The organism is Arthrobacter sp. Soc17.1.1.1 (assembly GCF_036867195.1).
In the GTDB taxonomy this organism is placed as follows: Bacteria; Actinomycetota; Actinomycetes; order Actinomycetales; family Micrococcaceae; genus Arthrobacter_D.
Window position 1 is genome coordinate 2,558,630 of record NZ_JBAJII010000001.1, and the last position, 17,252, is coordinate 2,575,881.

The 17,252-nt window shown below is 66.5% G+C and carries 17 protein-coding genes; 2 read left to right on the forward strand and 15 right to left on the reverse strand.

The window, feature by feature from the left end:
* Window positions 1–4: 4 nt before the first annotated feature.
* The 11 genes from ftsX to V6S67_RS11935 form a co-directional block, all read right to left on the reverse strand.
* Window positions 5–919 carry a permease-like cell division protein FtsX gene (gene ftsX / locus V6S67_RS11885; RefSeq protein WP_334210438.1) on the reverse strand — a complete coding sequence of 305 codons (915 nt, stop codon included), beginning with the start codon at window positions 917–919 and terminating at the stop codon, window positions 5–7.
* Complete coding sequence (ftsE, locus tag V6S67_RS11890; RefSeq protein WP_334211587.1) at window positions 916–1,632, reverse strand: cell division ATP-binding protein FtsE; 717 nt, start codon at window positions 1,630–1,632, stop codon at window positions 916–918. Before ftsE ends, ftsX begins: the two co-directional genes overlap by 4 nt.
* A 169-nt stretch (window positions 1,633–1,801) precedes the next feature.
* A complete protein-coding gene (gene prfB / locus V6S67_RS11895; protein WP_334210439.1) occupies window positions 1,802–2,917 on the reverse strand; it encodes a peptide chain release factor 2 in 1,116 nt (371 codons plus the stop codon).
* A gap of 89 nt (window positions 2,918–3,006) precedes the next feature.
* A complete protein-coding gene (locus V6S67_RS11900) occupies window positions 3,007–3,462 on the reverse strand; it encodes a pilus assembly protein TadG-related protein (RefSeq protein WP_334210440.1) in 456 nt (151 codons plus the stop codon).
* A 23-nt stretch (window positions 3,463–3,485) separates the two neighbouring features.
* Entirely contained in the window at window positions 3,486–3,821 is a 336-nt protein-coding gene (locus V6S67_RS11905; RefSeq protein ID WP_334210441.1) for a hypothetical protein, read from the reverse strand.
* Window positions 3,822–3,824: 3 nt separating this feature from the next.
* On the reverse strand, window positions 3,825–3,998 hold the full coding sequence (locus V6S67_RS11910; protein WP_334210442.1) for a hypothetical protein: 174 nt from the start codon (window positions 3,996–3,998) through the stop codon (window positions 3,825–3,827).
* A complete protein-coding gene (locus V6S67_RS11915; RefSeq protein WP_442884881.1) occupies window positions 3,979–4,281 on the reverse strand; it encodes a pilus assembly protein in 303 nt (100 codons plus the stop codon). Before V6S67_RS11915 ends, V6S67_RS11910 begins: the two co-directional genes overlap by 20 nt.
* Before the next feature lie 120 nt (window positions 4,282–4,401).
* Window positions 4,402–4,635 (reverse strand): hypothetical protein, encoded by a 234-nt coding sequence (locus V6S67_RS11920; RefSeq protein ID WP_334210444.1) that lies wholly within the window; start codon window positions 4,633–4,635, stop codon window positions 4,402–4,404.
* 76 nt (window positions 4,636–4,711) lie between these two features.
* Window positions 4,712–5,653 (reverse strand): type II secretion system F family protein, encoded by a 942-nt coding sequence (locus V6S67_RS11925; RefSeq protein ID WP_334210445.1) that lies wholly within the window; start codon window positions 5,651–5,653, stop codon window positions 4,712–4,714.
* The gene (locus V6S67_RS11930; RefSeq protein ID WP_334210446.1) at window positions 5,650–6,507 is read right to left on the reverse strand and encodes a type II secretion system F family protein; all 858 of its coding nucleotides are present in this window, start codon (window positions 6,505–6,507) and stop codon (window positions 5,650–5,652) included. Before V6S67_RS11930 ends, V6S67_RS11925 begins: the two co-directional genes overlap by 4 nt.
* Window positions 6,504–7,730 carry a CpaF family protein gene (locus V6S67_RS11935; protein WP_334210447.1) on the reverse strand — a complete coding sequence of 409 codons (1,227 nt, stop codon included), beginning with the start codon at window positions 7,728–7,730 and terminating at the stop codon, window positions 6,504–6,506. The genes V6S67_RS11930 and V6S67_RS11935 overlap by 4 nt, the downstream gene beginning before the upstream one ends.
* 311 nt (window positions 7,731–8,041) lie before the next feature.
* Between V6S67_RS11935 and V6S67_RS11940 the strand changes: the two genes are divergently transcribed.
* Both V6S67_RS11940 and V6S67_RS11945 read left to right on the forward strand, forming a co-directional pair.
* Window positions 8,042–10,900 (forward strand): hypothetical protein, encoded by a 2,859-nt coding sequence (locus tag V6S67_RS11940; protein ID WP_334210448.1) that lies wholly within the window; start codon window positions 8,042–8,044, stop codon window positions 10,898–10,900.
* 461 nt (window positions 10,901–11,361) lie between these two features.
* Complete coding sequence (locus V6S67_RS11945; protein WP_334210449.1) at window positions 11,362–13,425, forward strand: GH25 family lysozyme; 2,064 nt, start codon at window positions 11,362–11,364, stop codon at window positions 13,423–13,425.
* A gap of 382 nt (window positions 13,426–13,807) precedes the next feature.
* Here V6S67_RS11945 and V6S67_RS11950 read toward each other — a convergent pair whose 3' ends face one another.
* From V6S67_RS11950 to V6S67_RS11965, 4 genes are read right to left on the reverse strand one after another with little or no spacing between them, the layout of a single operon-like run.
* A complete protein-coding gene (locus V6S67_RS11950) occupies window positions 13,808–14,671 on the reverse strand; it encodes a glycosyltransferase family 2 protein (RefSeq protein ID WP_334210450.1) in 864 nt (287 codons plus the stop codon).
* Window positions 14,664–15,188 carry a GtrA family protein gene (locus tag V6S67_RS11955; protein ID WP_334210451.1) on the reverse strand — a complete coding sequence of 175 codons (525 nt, stop codon included), beginning with the start codon at window positions 15,186–15,188 and terminating at the stop codon, window positions 14,664–14,666. Before V6S67_RS11955 ends, V6S67_RS11950 begins: the two co-directional genes overlap by 8 nt.
* Window positions 15,185–16,186: an NAD-dependent epimerase/dehydratase family protein gene (locus tag V6S67_RS11960; protein WP_334210452.1), complete on the reverse strand. Its 1,002-nt coding sequence runs from the start codon at window positions 16,184–16,186 to the stop codon at window positions 15,185–15,187. The genes V6S67_RS11955 and V6S67_RS11960 overlap by 4 nt, the downstream gene beginning before the upstream one ends.
* Window positions 16,183–17,229, reverse strand: coding sequence for a glycosyltransferase (locus tag V6S67_RS11965; protein ID WP_334210453.1), 1,047 nt, complete (start codon window positions 17,227–17,229; stop codon window positions 16,183–16,185). Before V6S67_RS11965 ends, V6S67_RS11960 begins: the two co-directional genes overlap by 4 nt.
* Window positions 17,230–17,252 lie beyond the last annotated feature (23 nt).

Below are 17,252 nucleotides of genomic sequence, written 5' to 3' on the forward strand. Positions count from 1 at the left end.
GATGCTAGACCTTTACGTATCGTCGGAGGGTGAGCAGGGACGAGAGCCCCGCGAGGACGGCCCCCAGCAGGATGAGTGCGGGGACGAGGATCAGGACCTGCTGGGACGAGATGAACGCCGTCTGCGGGAAGGTCTTCACGAGCCAGCCGTCGATCACGAACCGGGACGCGCCCCAGAGGGTCGCCGAGGCGAGGACCGCGCCGATCACGGCCGCGATGACGCCCTCCAGGACGAACGGCAGCTGGATGACCGCCTTGGACGCCCCGACCAGGCGCATGATGCCGGTCTCGCGGCGACGGCTGAACGCGGACAGGCGGATGGTGGTCGCGATGAGCAGGATGGCGCAGAACGTCATGATGCCCGCGATCACGAGCGCGACGACGGACGCCCAGTTCATGTAGCGGAAGATCGCCTCGAGGAAGTCCCGCTGGTCGCTGACGGCGTCGACACCCGGCTCCGAGGAGAAGGCCTCGTCGATGACCTCGTACTTCTCCGCGTCCACGAGGCTCACCCGGAAGGACTCGGGGAGCTGCTCCGCGGTGACGGAGTCGACGATCGGCGAGTTGGCGAACTGGTCGCGGAAGTGGCCGAGCGCCTCCTCCTGCGACTCGTACGTGACGGTGTCGACGTACGGGGCGAACTGCTCGGATTCGAGCTTCGCCTGGATCGCGGTGCGCTGCTCCTCCGTCACGGGGCCGGTGGCACAGCTCGTCTCCGAGGAGTTGCCGACGCAGAGGTAGATCGTAACCTGGACGCGGTCGTACCAGTAACCCTTCATCTGGCCGATCTGGAGCTGGAAGAGCCCGGCTGCACCGACGAAGGTCAGGGAGATGAAGGTCACGAGAATCACGGACGTGACCATGGACAGGTTCCGGCGGATGCCCGAGCCGATCTCGGACAGGATGAACGCGAGCCTCATTCGGCCCCCACCGGGACGTCGGCCCGCGCGTCGCCCACGTAGATGCCCTGGGCGTCGTCGCGCACCACCGAGCCGCTGCGGAGTTCGACGACGCGCTTGCGCATCGTGTTGACGATGTCGTCGTCGTGCGTGGCCATGACCACGGTGGTGCCGTTCTGGTTGATCCGGTCGAGCACCTTCATGATGCCCATGGACGTCGTCGGATCGAGGTTGCCCGTGGGCTCGTCGGCCAGCAGGATGCCGGGACGGTTGACGATGGCGCGTGCGATCGCGACGCGCTGCTGCTCACCGCCGGAGAGTTCGTGCGGCATGCGGTTGTTCTTGCCTTCGAGGCCCACGGTCGCGAGGACGTCGGGGACGGTCTCGCGGATGACGGCGCGGCTCTTGCCGATGACCTGCATCGCGAACGCCACGTTGGCGAAGACCGTCTTGTTGGGCAGCAGGCGGAAGTCCTGGAACACGACGCCGATGCCGCGGCGGAGACGGGGCACGCGCCAGCTGGGGATGTTGGCGACGTTCTGGCCCGCGACGTACACGGCGCCGCGCGATACGCGGTCCTCCTTGAGGACCAGCCGGATGAACGTCGATTTCCCGGATCCCGAGGCGCCCACGAGGAAGACGAACTCGCCGCGATCGACGTCGAGGGAGACCGCGTCGAGGGCAGGGTGGGACTGCTGATCGTAGGTCTTCGTGACGTTGTCGAATCGGATCATGACCACTTAAGCGCCCTGATGCGCCGGGCACGGGCATTGGCTGGGGGAAGGAAGCCACGGCTCCTCGACTATAGCGAGGGCATCACGCAGCGCCCATTACCGCCCCGGTGTGTCGCACGCAAGAGATCGCGGCGAAAACAGGTGCTCGAGCCCTCTTTTCGCGTAGCGGCTACGCGGCGTCGTTCCGGTTGTTGGTGCGCCAGCGGATCCCCGCGTCGATGAAGTCGTCGATCTCGCCGTCGAAGACGGCCGAGGTGTTGCCGACCTCGTGATTGGTCCGGAGATCCTTGACCATCTGGTACGGGTTCAGCACGTAGGACCGCATCTGGTCACCCCAGGACGCCTTGACGTCCCCGGCGAACGCCTTCTTCTCCGCATCCTCCTGCTCCTTCTTCAGCAGGAGGAGCCTGGACTGGAGGACGCGCATCGCGGCGGCGCGGTTCTGGATCTGCGACTTCTCGTTCTGCATCGAGACGACGGTGCCCGTGGGGAGGTGGGTCAGCCGCACGGCGGAGTCCGTGGTGTTGACCGACTGGCCGCCGGGGCCGGACGAGCGGAACACGTCGACGCGGATCTCATTGTCAGGCACCTCGATGACGTCCGTCTGCTCGATGAGCGGGATGACCTCGACGGCGGCGAAGGACGTCTGCCGGCGGCCCTGGTTGTCGAACGGGCTGATCCGCACGAGACGGTGCGTGCCGGCCTCGACGGACAGGGTCCCGAACGCGTAGGGCGCCTTGACCTCGAACGTCGCCGACTTCAGGCCCGCCTCCTCCGCGTAGGAGGTGTCGAGGACCTGCGTCGGATAGCCGTGGCGCTCGGCCCAGCGGAGGTACATGCGCAGGAGCATCTCCGCGAAGTCGGCGGCGTCCACTCCCCCGGCGCCCGAACGGATGGTCACCACGGCCTCGCGCTCGTCCCATTCGCCGGCCAGTAGCGTCACGATCTCCAGGTCGTCGAGGGATCTGCTCAGGGAGACGAGTTCCTTCTCGGCCTCGGCGAGGGAGTCCTCGTCGCCTTCGTCCTGCGCGAGCTCCACGAGCACCTCGAGGTCGTCGATGCGGCTCTCGAGCGTCTGGAGCCGTTCGAGGGCGGACTGCCGGTGGGACAGCTTCGAGGTGACCTTCTGCGCTGCGGCGGGATCGTCCCAGAGGTCCGGGGCACCGGCTTCCTCGCTGAGTTCGTCGATGTCCTTGCGGATCCCCTCGACGTCGGAGACCTGCTCGATGGACGTGTACTTGGCCCTGAGGGCGCGGATCTCTGCGGGAAAATCAGTGGCTGCCATGGTCCTTCCAGCCTACGTCATCCCTTCCGGCATGCCGCGAGGGCCGGATCCGCCCGGCGATGCGGCTGCCGGTCACGGCCGGAGGGGCGTCACCGGGTCAGTTCGGCGCGGGCGTCGGCACGGGCGACGATGGGGATCCCGGCCGGGACGAGGACGCTGATGATGGGCGGACGGACCACGGCGGTGAGGACCACCCGTGCCGTGCGCCCGTCGGGGGCGCCTGTCGCCGGGTCGATGGTGAGCTGCGCGAAACGGGCCCCGGCCCCGGTCGCGGCGAGATAGCCCGCGGCCGACTGCTCGACGCCGGAGTCTCGCAGCGCCGGCAGCGGTGTCGCGCCCCCGACGGCGGACCCGCCGATACCGACGTCGATGCTGTAGTCGTCGGCGGCGGACAGCGCCGCACCGTCGGCCGCCGAGAGCAGTTTCTTGTGCTCTATATATACGGACGAGACGGCCAGCACGACGGTGACGACGAGCAGCGAGACCAGGAGGTAACCGATGACCAGGACGCCGACCTGCCCGTCCTCCCCGCGATCAGGGTGCACCGCGGATCCGGCGCCGGCGGTGCTCACCCGAACCGCTCGACGAGCTGCGTCGCGGCCGCGTCCACCGTGGCGGCGGAGGGGTGCGTCCCCGCGATGGCGGGGATCAGCGGGAGCGGGACGTCGAGGCTGACGACGACGGTCACGGTCGACCCCGGCGCGAGGCACGCGGCGCTGCAGGCGATGTCCACCGTGGCCTGTTCCTCGGAGAACCCGAAATCGGCGAGCGCGACCCGCACGGCCGCCCGCGCCCTGGCATCGGCGTCCTGCGGCGTCGGCGCGTCCACGTACACCTTCGCGGCCTGGTCCGCTGCACCGACAACGGCGAACGACCCGCCCTGCAGCCGGCCCACGGTCAGCACGAGTTAGACGACCGGCACCAGCAGCAGCACGCCCAGGAACACGAACTCCACCACCGCGCTGCCGCGCTCGTCCCGGCCGCGGCGCACGTCAATGCGCGCCCGGCGCACGCGCCGGGCGCCGGGCCGGCCGCCCAGGCCCCCGCGACCGGCGTCCGTCTCACGAGGGCAGGGCCGCATGGCCGCGCACCTCCAGCATGCCGGCGGGGCCGATGAGGCCGATGACCGGCAGGGGCGCCCTGACCACGACCTCGAGCGTCCTGACGCCGGCGGCCGTGCTCTCACCGACGGCGACGTCGGAACCGTAGGAATCGGCCAGGGAGCCGCGGATCAGCTCCTCCGTGCGCGCCACCGCGTCCTCGGGGTTCCGGTCGGCGAGCGTCCCGTAGCGGGCGCCGGACGCGGCGGCATCGATGAGGGTGTTGCGGACATGGAGGACGAGCGTCAGCTGGACGACGGCCATGAAGATCACCGTCAGGAGGCCTCCGACCAGGGCGAAGTCGACGACGGCGGCACCGCGCTCGCCGTGGCGGCGGCGCCTCGCCCGCCGGCCGCCCGGAGGTCCTGCTGCATGGGCCGGCACCTAGGGTGAGACCTGATCGATCGCCTGGTTGAACAGGCCCTCGAGGGCGGGCCCTGCGATCGCGAGCAGCGCTGCGACGAGGACGGCGGACATGAGCGTGATCATCACCCAGCCGGGGACGTCGCCGCGTTCGCGGTCGTCGGCCGGCGCCCTGCGTACGAGTGATGCCGCCGAGGCTGCCAGCGAGGCGAGGAGGAGCAGGACGGTGCGCTGTACTGCGGTCAGGATTCTCATGGGGTCTCCTCGTCGAGTGATGCCTTGTGATGCTCTGTCGTGGTGCTCTGTCGTGATGCTTCCGTGCCACACGTGATCAGAAACCGAGGTTGATGAGGGCGATTCCGGGATAGACGGCGAAGAGGACGGTCAGCGGAAGGACGCCGAAGACCAGGGGCACCATCATGGCGATCTCCTTCTTGCCCGCCGACTCCATCAGATCCCGCTTGGCCAGGTCGCGGACGTCCTGCGCCTGGGCGCGCAGGACGTCCGCGAGCGGCGTCCCTCGCTGGACGGCGACGGTGATGCCGTCGACGAACCGGGCCAGCGGGGCCAGCCGCGTGCGTTTCGAGAACTCCTGCAGCGCGTCCACCAGGGGTGTCCCGGCGCGGGTGGCAGCCAGCACGAGACCGAACTCGCCCGCGAGCTCACCCCGCGCCGTCCGGCAGATGCGTTCGAGCGCACCCGTGGTGCTCTCGCCGGCCGACACGGCGAGAGCCATGAGTTCGGCGAGGCTCGGGAACTCCGCGAGCATGCGGGCCTCCCGGCGCCTGATGTCCACGGACAGGAGGTAGTCGCGTCCGACGAACCCGAAGACGGCGCAGCCCAGGACGAGGACGACGGCCAGTGGCAGGTTGGCCGAGCCGGAGGCAGCCAGAAGCACCATGACGAGGGTCGATCCGGCGAGTCCCCCGGCGGCCCAGAGCAGCTGCTGGGCGCGGAAGTCCGCCGTCGTCTGTCCGCGGCCCGCCTGGGCGAGCCGGCGCGCGAGGGTCGCTGCCGCGGGGTTGAAGCGGTGCGACCATGCCACGGCGTCCGCCAGGAGCGGCCGGATGATGCGTTCGAGCGGGCCGAACGGCGTGAAATCGGCCGGGGTCCCGGTGAGCAGCCGGGATCGGACGTCGACCGCCCGCAGCTGCGGAGCGATCCGCTGTGTCAGGGTGACCGGCCGCATGACGGGCAGCCGCACGACGACCAGCCATAGTCCTACTCCGAGGAGGAACCCGGCGAGGGCCGCCAGGGCGATGACGGGGTTCACCGGAGGACCCTCTCGTCCTCGGGCAGCGCACCGATGCGGAGCATGATGCGGTAGCAGACCACGGAGATCAGCAGCCCGCCGAGCAGCACCGCGGCACCGGCCGCGGAGTCGTACGCGCGCACGGCTTCGGGGCGGGTCGACAGGAGCAGCAGGACGATCCAGGGCGCGGCGACGGCGAGGCGGGCGGCGTTGACCGTCCAGGACTGCCGTGCCTCGAGCTCACTGCGTGTCCGGGCGGCATCGCGCAGGAACTCGGACAGCGTCCCGAGCAGCCGCCCGAGGTCCGAGCCGCCGACCTCCCGCGTCATCCGGAGCGCCTCGACGATGCGATCGGCCACGGGATCCGCCAGCCGCTCCTTGAGCCGGTTGAGCGCGTCGTCGAAGCGCCCGCCGGCGCGGTAGTCAGCGCCGAACGCCTGGAAGGCCGACCGCAGCTCGACCGGGCCCTTCTCCCCGAGCTGGATGAGTGCCTCCGGCAGGGAGAGACCGGCACGGATGGCGGATCGGAGGTGATCGACGACGTCGGGCCACAGTTCGCGGAGGGAGGCGGTGCGCCTGGCCGCGCGCCACCGGACTATCGAGAACGGGAGGAAGCCGCCGAACAGTGCGAAGCACAGCGCGATCGGGACCGATCCTGTCAGCACGAAGCCGATCAGCAGTACGACCAGGCCCACCGCCACGCAGGAGGCGAGGAGCCCGTTCGCCGAGACGCGTTCGACGCCGGCGCGCAGGAGCAGATCGTCGAGCAGCCGCCGTCGTGGTGGTCCCCTGCGGTCCGTCACCGGGCGCTCCCAGCAGGACCACCACACGAGGAACAGTCCGGCGCCGAGGGCCACGCCGACGGCGGTGCTCATGTGCGGGCCCCGAGCAGGGCGGATACGTCGACGCCCGCGGCGGCGAACTTCTCCTCCGCAGGCATTCCGCTGGCGGTGAGCTGTAGGACGCCGTCGACGCGTCGGAAGACAGAGGACGACTCGATGACGCCGTTCTCCACCCGACGCCCGAGGGCCATGATCTCCATGACCCGTCGCTGGCCGCCCGGGAGCCGCGCGCAGTGCACCACGAGGTCGATGCAGGAGGCGACGGTCGGCACCACGAAACTGCTCGAGATGTTCTCCCCGGCGAGGAGCGGCAGGGTGCAGATCTTCGTGACGGCGTCGTGCGCACTGTTGGCATGCACGCTGCACATGCCGGGCAAGCCGCTGTTCAGCGCGATGAGCATGTCCAGGCTCTCGGCCTCACGGACCTCGCCGACGATCAGGCGGTCCGGGCGCATGCGCAGCGCCTCCTTGACGAGGCGTCGCAGCGGGATCTCCCCTGTGCCCTCCAGATTGGGCTGCCGGCACTGCAGACCCACGACGTCGCGGAGCGGCAGCTGCAGCTCGAAGATCTCCTCGACCGTGATCACGCGCTCGCGGGGACCGATCGACGCACCGAGGCAGTTGAGCAGGGTGGTCTTCCCGGACTGCGTGGCCCCGGACACCAGGATGTTCAGCCCGCTCGTCACCGCCGCCCCGAGGAACCGGGCCGCCTGCGGGCTGAGCGTCCCCAGTTCCACGAGGTGCTCGAGGCGGGATGCGCGCGCGATGAACTTGCGGATGTTCACGGACCAGTGCCTGCGGGTCACATCCGGGATCACCACGTGCAGGCGGGAACCGTCGGGGAGGGACGCGTCGACGAAGGGCGAGGAGAGGTCCAGGCGGCGGCCGGAGGACGTGAGCATCTTCTCGACGAGGTCGCGGACCTGCTGGTCGGTGAGGGAGAGCGCCGTGAGTTCGGACTCGCCGTCCCGCGCGATGTACACCTCGGAGGGGGCGTTGATCCAGATCTCCTCGACGGTCGGATCATCGAGGAGGGGCTGGAGCGCGCCGAAACCGGCGACGGCGTCGTAGACCTGCTTGCGCGCAACATCGAGCCTGCCGAGTGGGGGAAGGATCCCGAGGACGGAACGCTCCTCGTAGTCCGCCACGGCGTCGTCGACCAGGTGCTGGACCTCCGCGATCTGCAGGGCCGGGTCGAGACCGCGCCGACGGATGAGTTCGCGCACCTCGCCCTCGACCACGCGCACAGCATCCATCGACATCCCCCACAGATCGTGGCCCGCCGTCCCGCGGGGCTTCGGTAGCCCCTGACGGGCCTCACCCTACTGAGGGAGGCGCTGTTCCACTAGAGTGCCGGCCACCTGTGGACAACATCCCGGCTACTCGGAGATACACCCGTTCCCGCCCGGAACGGCAGCGACACGCCGAATGCAGTGCTGGCGAAGGCGCAGGTTTTGCCTAAGATTCCGCAGTCACATGCGAATCGTTAGTCACACAAGTCACATCTCAGTAGTCTTCTCGGGATTTCACTTAGCTGGCTGACGCCCGGATTCTGCTGGAGAAACCCGTGACCCTGCCCTCCCCCGCGCGACTCCTGTGCGCCGCGCTCCTGTCCTTCGGTCTCGTAGGCAGCGCGGTTCCCGCAGTCGCCGACGACGTCCTGCCGAAACCCTCGGTTACGGCCCAGGCTCCCTCGACGACAACCGCTCCGGCTGTCCCGGCCACTCCACCTGCCCTGTCCACCTCGCCAACCTCACCCGGAACCCCCGTTCCGGCGGATCTCCCGGCGAACGAACCCGCGCAGGCCACAACGACGCCCGCGCAGGACGAGATCACCTCCTTCGTGCCGGACCTGGACTGGAACCCGCTCGCGGATCCTGACTCGGACGCCCGTTACGGCGAGCACTACACCGAGCCGGCCACCCCGCTGAAGGCCGCATCGCCCTTGAGCACAGATGGCGGTGCAGGCCTGGCAGCCATCGCGCCTCGATCCGGCACCTTCAAGGTCACCCTGGTCACCGTGCAACTGTCGGGGAAGACAGTTGCAGATACCAATGCGATCAACATGGGTGCCGCGCGCAACTCCATCACCAGCGCGAACGCATACTGGAACGCGGCCACCGCGGGACGCCTGTCGATGACGCAGGTGAACGAGTTCCGCCACGTCTCCGCGGCCAGGATCACGGATTCGTACGGCACCATCATGGCCACGGTCACGAAGGAACTGAACTGGCAGTACCGGCCGTACGAGTCGCTCGTGATCTTCGTGCCGCACGCGGACCTCAACTACAACGGTTCCTGGGGCATCCTCGGCGGCGGCTTCACGGACGGACCGACCAGCGGGCGTGTGATCATGCCGTATCCCTCGGCTCTGACGAACAATGTCGTGACACACGAGTTCGGTCACGTGCTCGGCCTGCACCACGCCAACTCCCTCGCCTGCACCAACGCCCGCTCCGACGTGCCACGCTCAGGAGCGTCCTGGGCCGATCCTTCCTGCTGGTCCTCCGAGTACGGCGACACGAGCGACCTCATGGGTTTCGCCCAGATCAGTTCGCCGCAGATCAATGCCTTCCTCTGGGAGTACGGCGGCTTCGGGCGCGGCGATGAGATCCGGAACCTCGGCAACCTGACGTCGTCGCAGTCGGTCACCCTGCGCCCATGGGGCGGCACGGCCTCGAACCGTGCCGTGAAGTTCACGGACCCGGCCAGCGGCGAGACCTACTACCTCGAACTTCGGGCGCCCGTCGGGAGCGACGCGGCGACTGCGGTAGGGGGCAACCGGGGTGTCAAGATCACGAAGAAGGACATCCTCGGCTGGAGCGGGAACGCCTCGATCGTGCTCACGCCCAATAGCCAGCGGTCGGGGTGGGGCAACTCCTCCCTCGCCTGGCAGCAGGGACAGACTTTCACTGCCCACACCGGTACGCGGGTCTCCATCAACTCTGTGAGCAACGCCGAAGCCGTGGTGACGATCTCGTCGGTGTCGGCGTATGCGTCGTATTTCAAGTATTCGAATATGCCGTCGATCTATGGACGGCTACCCAATGGCACGTTCCGGGCCTTGAGCTGGGACGAGTACTCGCAACTGGGCCAGCCCGGCTACCAGACGCTGGGGCCGGTCTCGTTCGTGATGAACAGCTGGAACGGAACCATCTACCTCATCGGCGCCGACAACAAGGGACAAATCCTGAGCTTCCAGGACTGGGACGCCTACGGCCGACCCAACCCGACCGTCTCCAAACTCATCCCCGGCACGTACTTCACCACCAAATTCGACAGCAAGCTCTACTACATGAGCCCCGCCGGTGAGATCCCCGCGACCGACGCCGACTACAAAGCCGCCGGCAGCCCACCGCTGACCCTGCCCACGCGCTACGTCAAGTACGACTGGGACACCACCGTCTACCAGCAGAAAGCCACCTCGCTCACCGCCTCGACCGCGACGACCGTCAGCCACGACCAATGGGCGGCCGCAGGCTTCCCCGCCCCCCAGGTCATCAGCTACATCCCGGGCACCACGTTCTTCAAATACACCAACCTCGGCACCATCTTCATGAAGACCCCCACCGGCGCCACCCACCCGGCAACCTACGACGAGTGGCGAAGCGCACCCCTCTCAGCCCAGGGATACACAGACGCAGGCCAGGCGCGTTTCGTGATGAACAGCTGGAACGGAACCATCTACCTCATCGGCGCCGACAACAAGGGACAAATCCTGAGCTTCCAGGACTGGGACGCCTACGGCCGACCCAACCCGACCGTCTCCAAACTCATCCCCGGCACGTACTTCACCACCAAATTCGACAGCAAGCTCTACTACATGAGCCCCGCCGGTGAGATCCCCGCGACCGACGCCGACTACAAAGCCGCCGGCAGCCCACCGCTGACCCTGCCCACGCGCTACGTCAAGTACGACTGGGACACCACCGTCTACCAGCAGAAAGCCACCTCGCTCACCGCCTCGACCGCGACGACCGTCAGCCACGACCAATGGGCGGCCGCAGGCTTCCCCGCCCCCCAGGTCATCAGCTACATCCCGGGCACCACGTTCTTCAAATACACCAACCTCGGCACCATCTTCATGAAGACCCCCACCGGCGCCACCCACCCGGCAACCTACGACGAGTGGCGAAGCGCACCCCTCTCAGCCCAGGGATACACAGACGCAGGCCAGGCGCGTTTCGTGATGAACAGCTGGAACGGAACCATCTACCTCATCGGCGCCGACAACAAGGGACAAATCCTGAGCTTCCAGGACTGGGACGCCTACGGCCGACCCAACCCGACCGTCTCCAAACTCATCCCCGGCACATACTTCACCAGATCCGACAACAAGCTCTACTACATGAGCCCCGCCGGTCAGATCCCCGCGACCGACGCCGACTACAAAGCCGCCGGCAGCCCACCCATCAGAACCTCCTGACCCACACTGACTCGTCTTCACGAAGGATTCCGCATATGAGAACTGCATCGCATACATCCAAATGTTTGGGTCTCTGCATCGCCCTGACGATTGGATCGATCGGTGTAGGAGGGGTGCCGGCCCTAGCCACAGAAAATTCATCGTCAGTACCGCTGGCTCCTGTCGAAGCGATACCGACAGATGCCGATCCGACAGATGCCGATCAGTCAGATGCCGGTCAGAAGGAGACGCCCGACGGTCCGCTACCGGCCGAGCCAAGCCGTCCGGAGGAGTCCCCGCAGGATCAGACGGGAAGTGTGGCTCCGCAGAACGTGCCCACACCTCCCACGGATGGCGGTCAGGTGATGGGAGGCGGTAGTCGTGAGCCGCTCAAAGGCAGCGCCGCCAGGACCGACAGTGCTCCCGGTGACCTCTTCGCAGCGGCCACCGGGCCCAATACGGGGCTTCCTCTGGGCGTGGATGTGAGTAGCTGGCAGGGATCGGTCGATTGGACCACGGTCTGGAACACAGGCGCCCGTTTCGCCTACGTGAAGGCGTCGGAAGGACCATGGAAGCTGAACGACTACTTCAACCAGCAATACAACGGGTCTGCGGCCGTCGGAATGTTCAGGGGCGCCTATCACTTCGCGCGACCGAATCTGTCGAGTGGCAAGAGCCAGGCCGAAGTCTTCGTGCGGAGCGGTGGAGGTTGGACGGCGGACGGCAAGACCCTGCCGGGCGCCCTGGACCTCGAGACGAACATGTCGGACAGTTCGGGGGACTGCTACGGGCTCACCCCCGCACAACTGACGGGTTGGACCAAGGACTTCACGACAACGTATCGCGCGCTCACCGGTCGGGACGCGCCCATCTACACCACCTACTACTTCTGGCAGGACTGCCTGGGCGGAAGCACCGCTTTCAGCACCAGCAATCCACTCTGGATCGCACACTGGCAGGTCGACCATACGCGGGTATTGAAGCCCGGCGGCTGGAGCACCTTCACGTTCTGGCAGTTCGACGATCACGGCGCCCTGCCGGTGGACCAGAATGTCTTCAACGGCAGTCTTGATGCCCTCCGACAGTTTGCAGTGGGACGAGCGGTGTCGGCGTATGCGTCGTATTTCAAGTATTCGAATATGCCGTCGATCTATGGACGGCTACCCAATGGCACGTTCCGGGCCTTGAGCTGGGACGAGTACTCGCAACTGGGCCAGCCCGGCTACCAGACGCTGGGGCCGGTCTCGTTCGTGATGAACAGCTGGAACGGAACCATCTACCTCATCGGCGCCGACAACAAGGGACAAATCCTGAGCTTCCAGGACTGGGACGCCTACGGCCGACCCAACCCGACCGTCTCCAAACTCATCCCCGGCACGTACTTCACCACCAAATTCGACAGCAAGCTCTACTACATGAGCCCCGCCGGTGAGATCCCCGCGACCGACGCCGACTACAAAGCCGCCGGCAGCCCACCGCTGACCCTGCCCACGCGCTACGTCAAGTACGACTGGGACACCACCGTCTACCAGCAGAAAGCCACCTCGCTCACCGCCTCGACCGCGACGACCGTCAGCCACGACCAATGGGCGGCCGCAGGCTTCCCCGCCCCCCAGGTCATCAGCTACATCCCGGGCACCACGTTCTTCAAATACACCAACCTCGGCACCATCTTCATGAAGACCCCCACCGGCGCCACCCACCCGGCAACCTACGACGAGTGGCGAAGCGCACCCCTCTCAGCCCAGGGATACACAGACGCAGGCCAGGCGCGTTTCGTGATGAACAGCTGGAACGGAACCATCTACCTCATCGGCGCCGACAACAAGGGACAAATCCTGAGCTTCCAGGACTGGGACGCCTACGGCCGACCCAACCCGACCGTCTCCAAACTCATCCCCGGCACGTACTTCACCACCAAATTCGACAGCAAGCTCTACTACATGAGCCCCGCCGGTGAGATCCCCGCGACCGACGCCGACTACAAAGCCGCCGGCAGCCCACCGCTGACCCTGCCCACGCGCTACGTCAAGTACGACTGGGACACCACCGTCTACCAGCAGAAAGCCACCTCGCTCACCGCCTCGACCGCGACGACCGTCAGCCACGACCAATGGGCGGCCGCAGGCTTCCCCGCCCCCCAGGTCATCAGCTACATCCCGGGCACCACGTTCTTCAAATACACCAACCTCGGCACCATCTTCATGAAGACCCCCACCGGCGCCACCCACCCGGCAACCTACGACGAGTGGCGAAGCGCACCCCTCTCAGCCCAGGGATACACAGACGCAGGCCAGGCGCGTTTCGTGATGAACAGCTGGAACGGAACCATCTACCTCATCGGCGCCGACAACAAGGGACAAATCCTGAGCTTCCAGGACTGGGACGCCTACGGCCGACCCAACCCGACCGTCTCCAAACTCATCCCCGGCACATACTTCACCAGATCCGACAACAAGCTCTACTACATGAGCCCCGCCGGTCAGATCCCCGCGACCGACGCCGACTACAAAGCCGCCGGCAGCCCACCCATCAGAACCCGGTGACGCAGGGCAGAACCCTTGGCGAGCCCTTCCCGGCAGAACCGCATGCATGGAGTTCGAGTGCGTGCACGGGTCGGGTCGGGTCGACAGAGGTCACCCCTGCGCCGGCCAGCTCGAGGAGAGGCGAGTGGTTACCGGCCAGGACGGCGGGCAGCAAACCTGCTCCCCCTGCGGAGGGCCGGCCGTCAGGCGACGAGCATCCGGCAAGGGGAGTCGGCCATGCCGGCTCCCCTTGCCGGCCGGCAGCGACAGGGGATGGGCTGTCCGCTTCCTCCTCGAGCTCGTCGCTCAGCGGACTCCACGAGTGGACGGCCGCAGCACGGAAGACGCATGCCTCGTCCGATCACCTGACCACCCCGCGCCGCGTGCCTGCGGAGAGCCCGGATCAGACCGTACTCTCGACCACGGCACTGTGGCCCATACGGTTCCTCAGGCGGAGGTAGGCCAGCTTCCGGGCGTACGCCGTGACGATCGCCCTGGCGTCACCGATCAGGACGTCCGACCGTCGAAGGGGAAAGTCACCCTTCATCAGTAGTTGACGATGGAAGCCCCTGACCTGCTCCGATTGGGAGGCAGCGAGCCTGAAGCTCCATTGCCCTCCGCTGACCCTGAACGAAGCCAGGACGGACTTCAGCGCGACGACATCCCCTCGACCGCAGATCGCTACCAGCGTCGCCTCGTCGATGAGGTAGGGGTGGGTGTTGTCCCACCACCCGACATCCTCCAATGTCTTCCGACGGATCAGGGAGCATGCAGGCTCCCCGAAGACATTGGTCCCAGCCCGCACCGTGGCACGGACTGCATCTTCCCCCTTGGTCAGGCCCTCCAGACCCTGTAGACCCCGCCGACGGAGAAAAACCTTCCCGTCGGCGTCGATGAGTCGGCGCTGGCTCGAGACCAGGACGGCCGAAGGGTGATCGAGTAACGCCTGGACCTGCAGGGTGAGCGCATCGGGCTCGATCAGGTCGTCACCGCAGACAAGCTTGAGGTACTCGCCCTTGGCTGCTTGACTCACCCTGTTCCAGTTGGCCAGCGCCCCTCCCCCCTCCGGAGTCGGCGTGAGGATCCTCAGGCGGGGATCACCGGCGAAGCCTGCGATGATCTCTGCCGTCGCGTCGATGGACGAGTGATCCGCCACAACCACCTCGTAGTGGGCGTAGTCCTGGGACAGCGCAGAGCGCAGAGTCTCAGCGATGTACTGCTCATTGTTGTAGGCGGGGATGACAATCGAAACGAGAGGTTCAGCCATGGCGGCGTGCTCCTTCAGTAGTTCGGCCCTGCTCGCGTCCCGACCGCCGGAACGAGAAGTACTTGTGCCCGAAGTAGCTGACCGCAACGGAGACGAAGGTGATCGCGATCTGCGACGGTATCCGGGGGAATCCCAGTACGTCCGAGACGAGGAACAGGAGGACGATGTTGATGACCAGGGACGAGAGGTTGACCACCACGAATCGGGAGAAGTCGCGCAGGAGGTGTCCCACGACCCGGAAGACGAGGCGTCGGTACACGAAGAACACCGCCAGGAGCGATGTCGCCCAGGAGACCGTCAGCAGCAACGAGGACGGCGCGTCGGTGAAGTACAGGGCGAGGCCGATGAACAAACCGGTACTGAACGCCGTGTTGAGGCCGCCTACCAGGAGGAACAGGATCCGCTGATCCTTCACGATCCTCATCAGCGGGCCCGGCGCGCCTGTCGGGACTCCGCGTGCAGGAGTGATCGCCGCATCAGGGCTGGAACCGGTCTCCTGTGCTCGCCGCTGCTTCATTTGCCGTTCTCGCTCATTCCGGCCATGTCCGACAGCGCTCCGCTCATGTACCTCGCCCTCATATCCAGTGCAGTCGTATTGATCCCCACCGGGAGTGGAGTCTTGCTGAACCTGTCGATTTCGCTCCAGACCACCGATCTCATGCGCAGGTCCAGTGCTTGTGCCTTCGCGTACGGCGACGCTCCCAGGGTGAGCAGCGCGCGCCGCTTCAGGACCGTCTTCGTCACTCCGACGAGTGCGCTGATCGAGTCGGCTCTCTGGGATGCCATGACTTTCACAGTGGAACTCCCCGCCGGTACGTCGGGGCGGTCCACCCGATCCAGCGCGTCCAGAACCAGTTTCGCAGCATCATCGACGTAGAGATAATCCCTCAGGGTGTCGAGTGACACGTAGAGCTTCACTGGCAGACCTGTCACGACGGACTTCACCAACACGCTGATGAGGCCCTGTGCCTTGTTCAGGTTCTGTCCCGGCCCGTAGAGATTGCTGAACCGTCCGATCACCCCTTTGCTGGACGTGTCCTGGCAGAACTGACGCACCAAGGACTCCGCGCGCAACTTGGCGTGCCCGTAAGGCGCCAGGGGCTGCGGTTCGGTGGTTTCATCGAAAGGCGGACCTTCGGCGCCGGCATACAGGCCGCCGGCCGAGGATGCCAGGAAGAACCGGCCCTCCAGGTCCCTGTCTCGGACCTCGTGTGCGACGGTAGCGAGGGTCCTTCTCAGGACGTCCAGTTCTGTCTCGAGTGCCTCACCCGAAGTGCTCGTGACCCCGGCTCCCGCACACCAGATGATCGTCCATCGCCGACGTGTCCCCTTCAGCCAATGCTGCGCGGCGACAGCGAGAGATGCGACGGCGTCGTCGGGGCGATCCCACGGGATGCTCGTGCGGAAGACCGGGATGGACAGCGCCGCGCACCTCCGCACGACGCCCTGCCCCAGCAAGCCTCCGGCCCCGACGACCCAGACCGCGTCGGGCGCATCGATGGTACCGAGCGTCATCTCGGCTTTTCGCCCGTCGGTGCGAGCACTGGGGGAAGCTCTTTCCTGCCGAGCGGGCCGTTTCGCGGGTCCGACACGATGAGGTACGCGGGTTTGCCCATCGCCATGTTGACACTGACTCCGATGTACTCAGCGATGATGCCGAGCGAGAAGAGGGTTCCTCCGGTGCTCAGCAGCAACACGATCATCGTCGAGGTCCATCCCCGTTCCGATGCACCCTGTCCGAGCGCGTACGAAACCAGCAGATACACAGCCAGAGCAATCCCCGCGAGCGCGAAGAGAAGACCGATCACACTCACCAGGCGGAGGCCCTTGGTGCCGCTGGAGAGGACCATGCGCCAGAAATGGGAGAGAAGGGAGCGGAGGTTGTAGCCCGACGCCCTGTCCTTCTCCTGCCGCAGGAGCACCGGGCAGGTTGATGTACGAGATGCGATCCAACCCAGCGCGACATCCAGGTAGACGCCGCTACCGGCGTAGGCGGCAACCGACCGCGCGGTCTCCCCCGTCAGGAGCCTGAAGCTCTGGAACTTGGACGCGTCCTGCATCGAGAAGATCCGAGCTGCCAGGTATTTCGCAGTCCTGGAAGCTGCGTTCCGAACAGGCCCGTGCGGTGCGGGGTTGGTCGGATCGGCGTAGACGAGGGTTGCCTGGTCCTGCAGGGCAACATCGAGCAACTCCGCTATGGCAGCTGGGTCATGCTGTCCGTCTTCGTCCATCGTCACCACCCAGTCGCCTCCCGAGGAGGCCATCCCCGCCAGGGTCGCCGGATGCTGCCCGAAATTACGACTCAGCCAGATCGGGCGCACGCAGTCGTATTTCTCGGCGAGGCGTCGAATAGTACCCGCCGAGTCGTCAGGGCCGTGATCGAAGACGAGGAGAATTTCCTTCACGACGTAGGAGTTGCCCTGCTTTGTTATTGCACCCCTGGTATAGGGGATAAGTTCCTCGATAACCGCTTGAAGCGACTTCTCGCCCTGATAGACAGGTATCACCACAGACATCGTGTGGATGTTGCTCAGGTCTATGGGGCGGGGGTCAGTCATGGCACTAGAGTCTACCGTCACCT

Excerpts from the sequence above, each read along its gene's own strand:
- ftsX (WP_334210438.1), bottom strand. The coding sequence starts at position 919 with ATGAGGCTCGCGTTCATCCTGTCCGAGATCGGCTCGGGCATCCGCCGG.
- ftsE (WP_334211587.1), bottom strand. The coding sequence starts at position 1,632 with ATGATCCGATTCGACAACGTCACGAAGACCTACGATCAGCAGTCCCAC.
- prfB (WP_334210439.1), bottom strand. The coding sequence starts at position 2,917 with ATGGCAGCCACTGATTTTCCCGCAGAGATCCGCGCCCTCAGGGCCAAG.
- V6S67_RS11910 (WP_334210442.1), bottom strand. The coding sequence starts at position 3,998 with ATGCGGCCCTGCCCTCGTGAGACGGACGCCGGTCGCGGGGGCCTGGGC.
- V6S67_RS11915 (WP_442884881.1), bottom strand. The coding sequence starts at position 4,281 with ATGGCCGTCGTCCAGCTGACGCTCGTCCTCCATGTCCGCAACACCCTC.
- V6S67_RS11920 (WP_334210444.1), bottom strand. The coding sequence starts at position 4,635 with ATGAGAATCCTGACCGCAGTACAGCGCACCGTCCTGCTCCTCCTCGCC.
- V6S67_RS11930 (WP_334210446.1), bottom strand. The coding sequence starts at position 6,507 with ATGAGCACCGCCGTCGGCGTGGCCCTCGGCGCCGGACTGTTCCTCGTG.
- V6S67_RS11935 (WP_334210447.1), bottom strand. The coding sequence starts at position 7,730 with ATGGATGCTGTGCGCGTGGTCGAGGGCGAGGTGCGCGAACTCATCCGT.
- V6S67_RS11950 (WP_334210450.1), bottom strand. The coding sequence starts at position 14,671 with ATGGCTGAACCTCTCGTTTCGATTGTCATCCCCGCCTACAACAATGAG.
- V6S67_RS11955 (WP_334210451.1), bottom strand. The coding sequence starts at position 15,188 with ATGAAGCAGCGGCGAGCACAGGAGACCGGTTCCAGCCCTGATGCGGCG.
- V6S67_RS11960 (WP_334210452.1), bottom strand. The coding sequence starts at position 16,186 with ATGACGCTCGGTACCATCGATGCGCCCGACGCGGTCTGGGTCGTCGGG.
- V6S67_RS11965 (WP_334210453.1), bottom strand. The coding sequence starts at position 17,229 with ATGACTGACCCCCGCCCCATAGACCTGAGCAACATCCACACGATGTCT.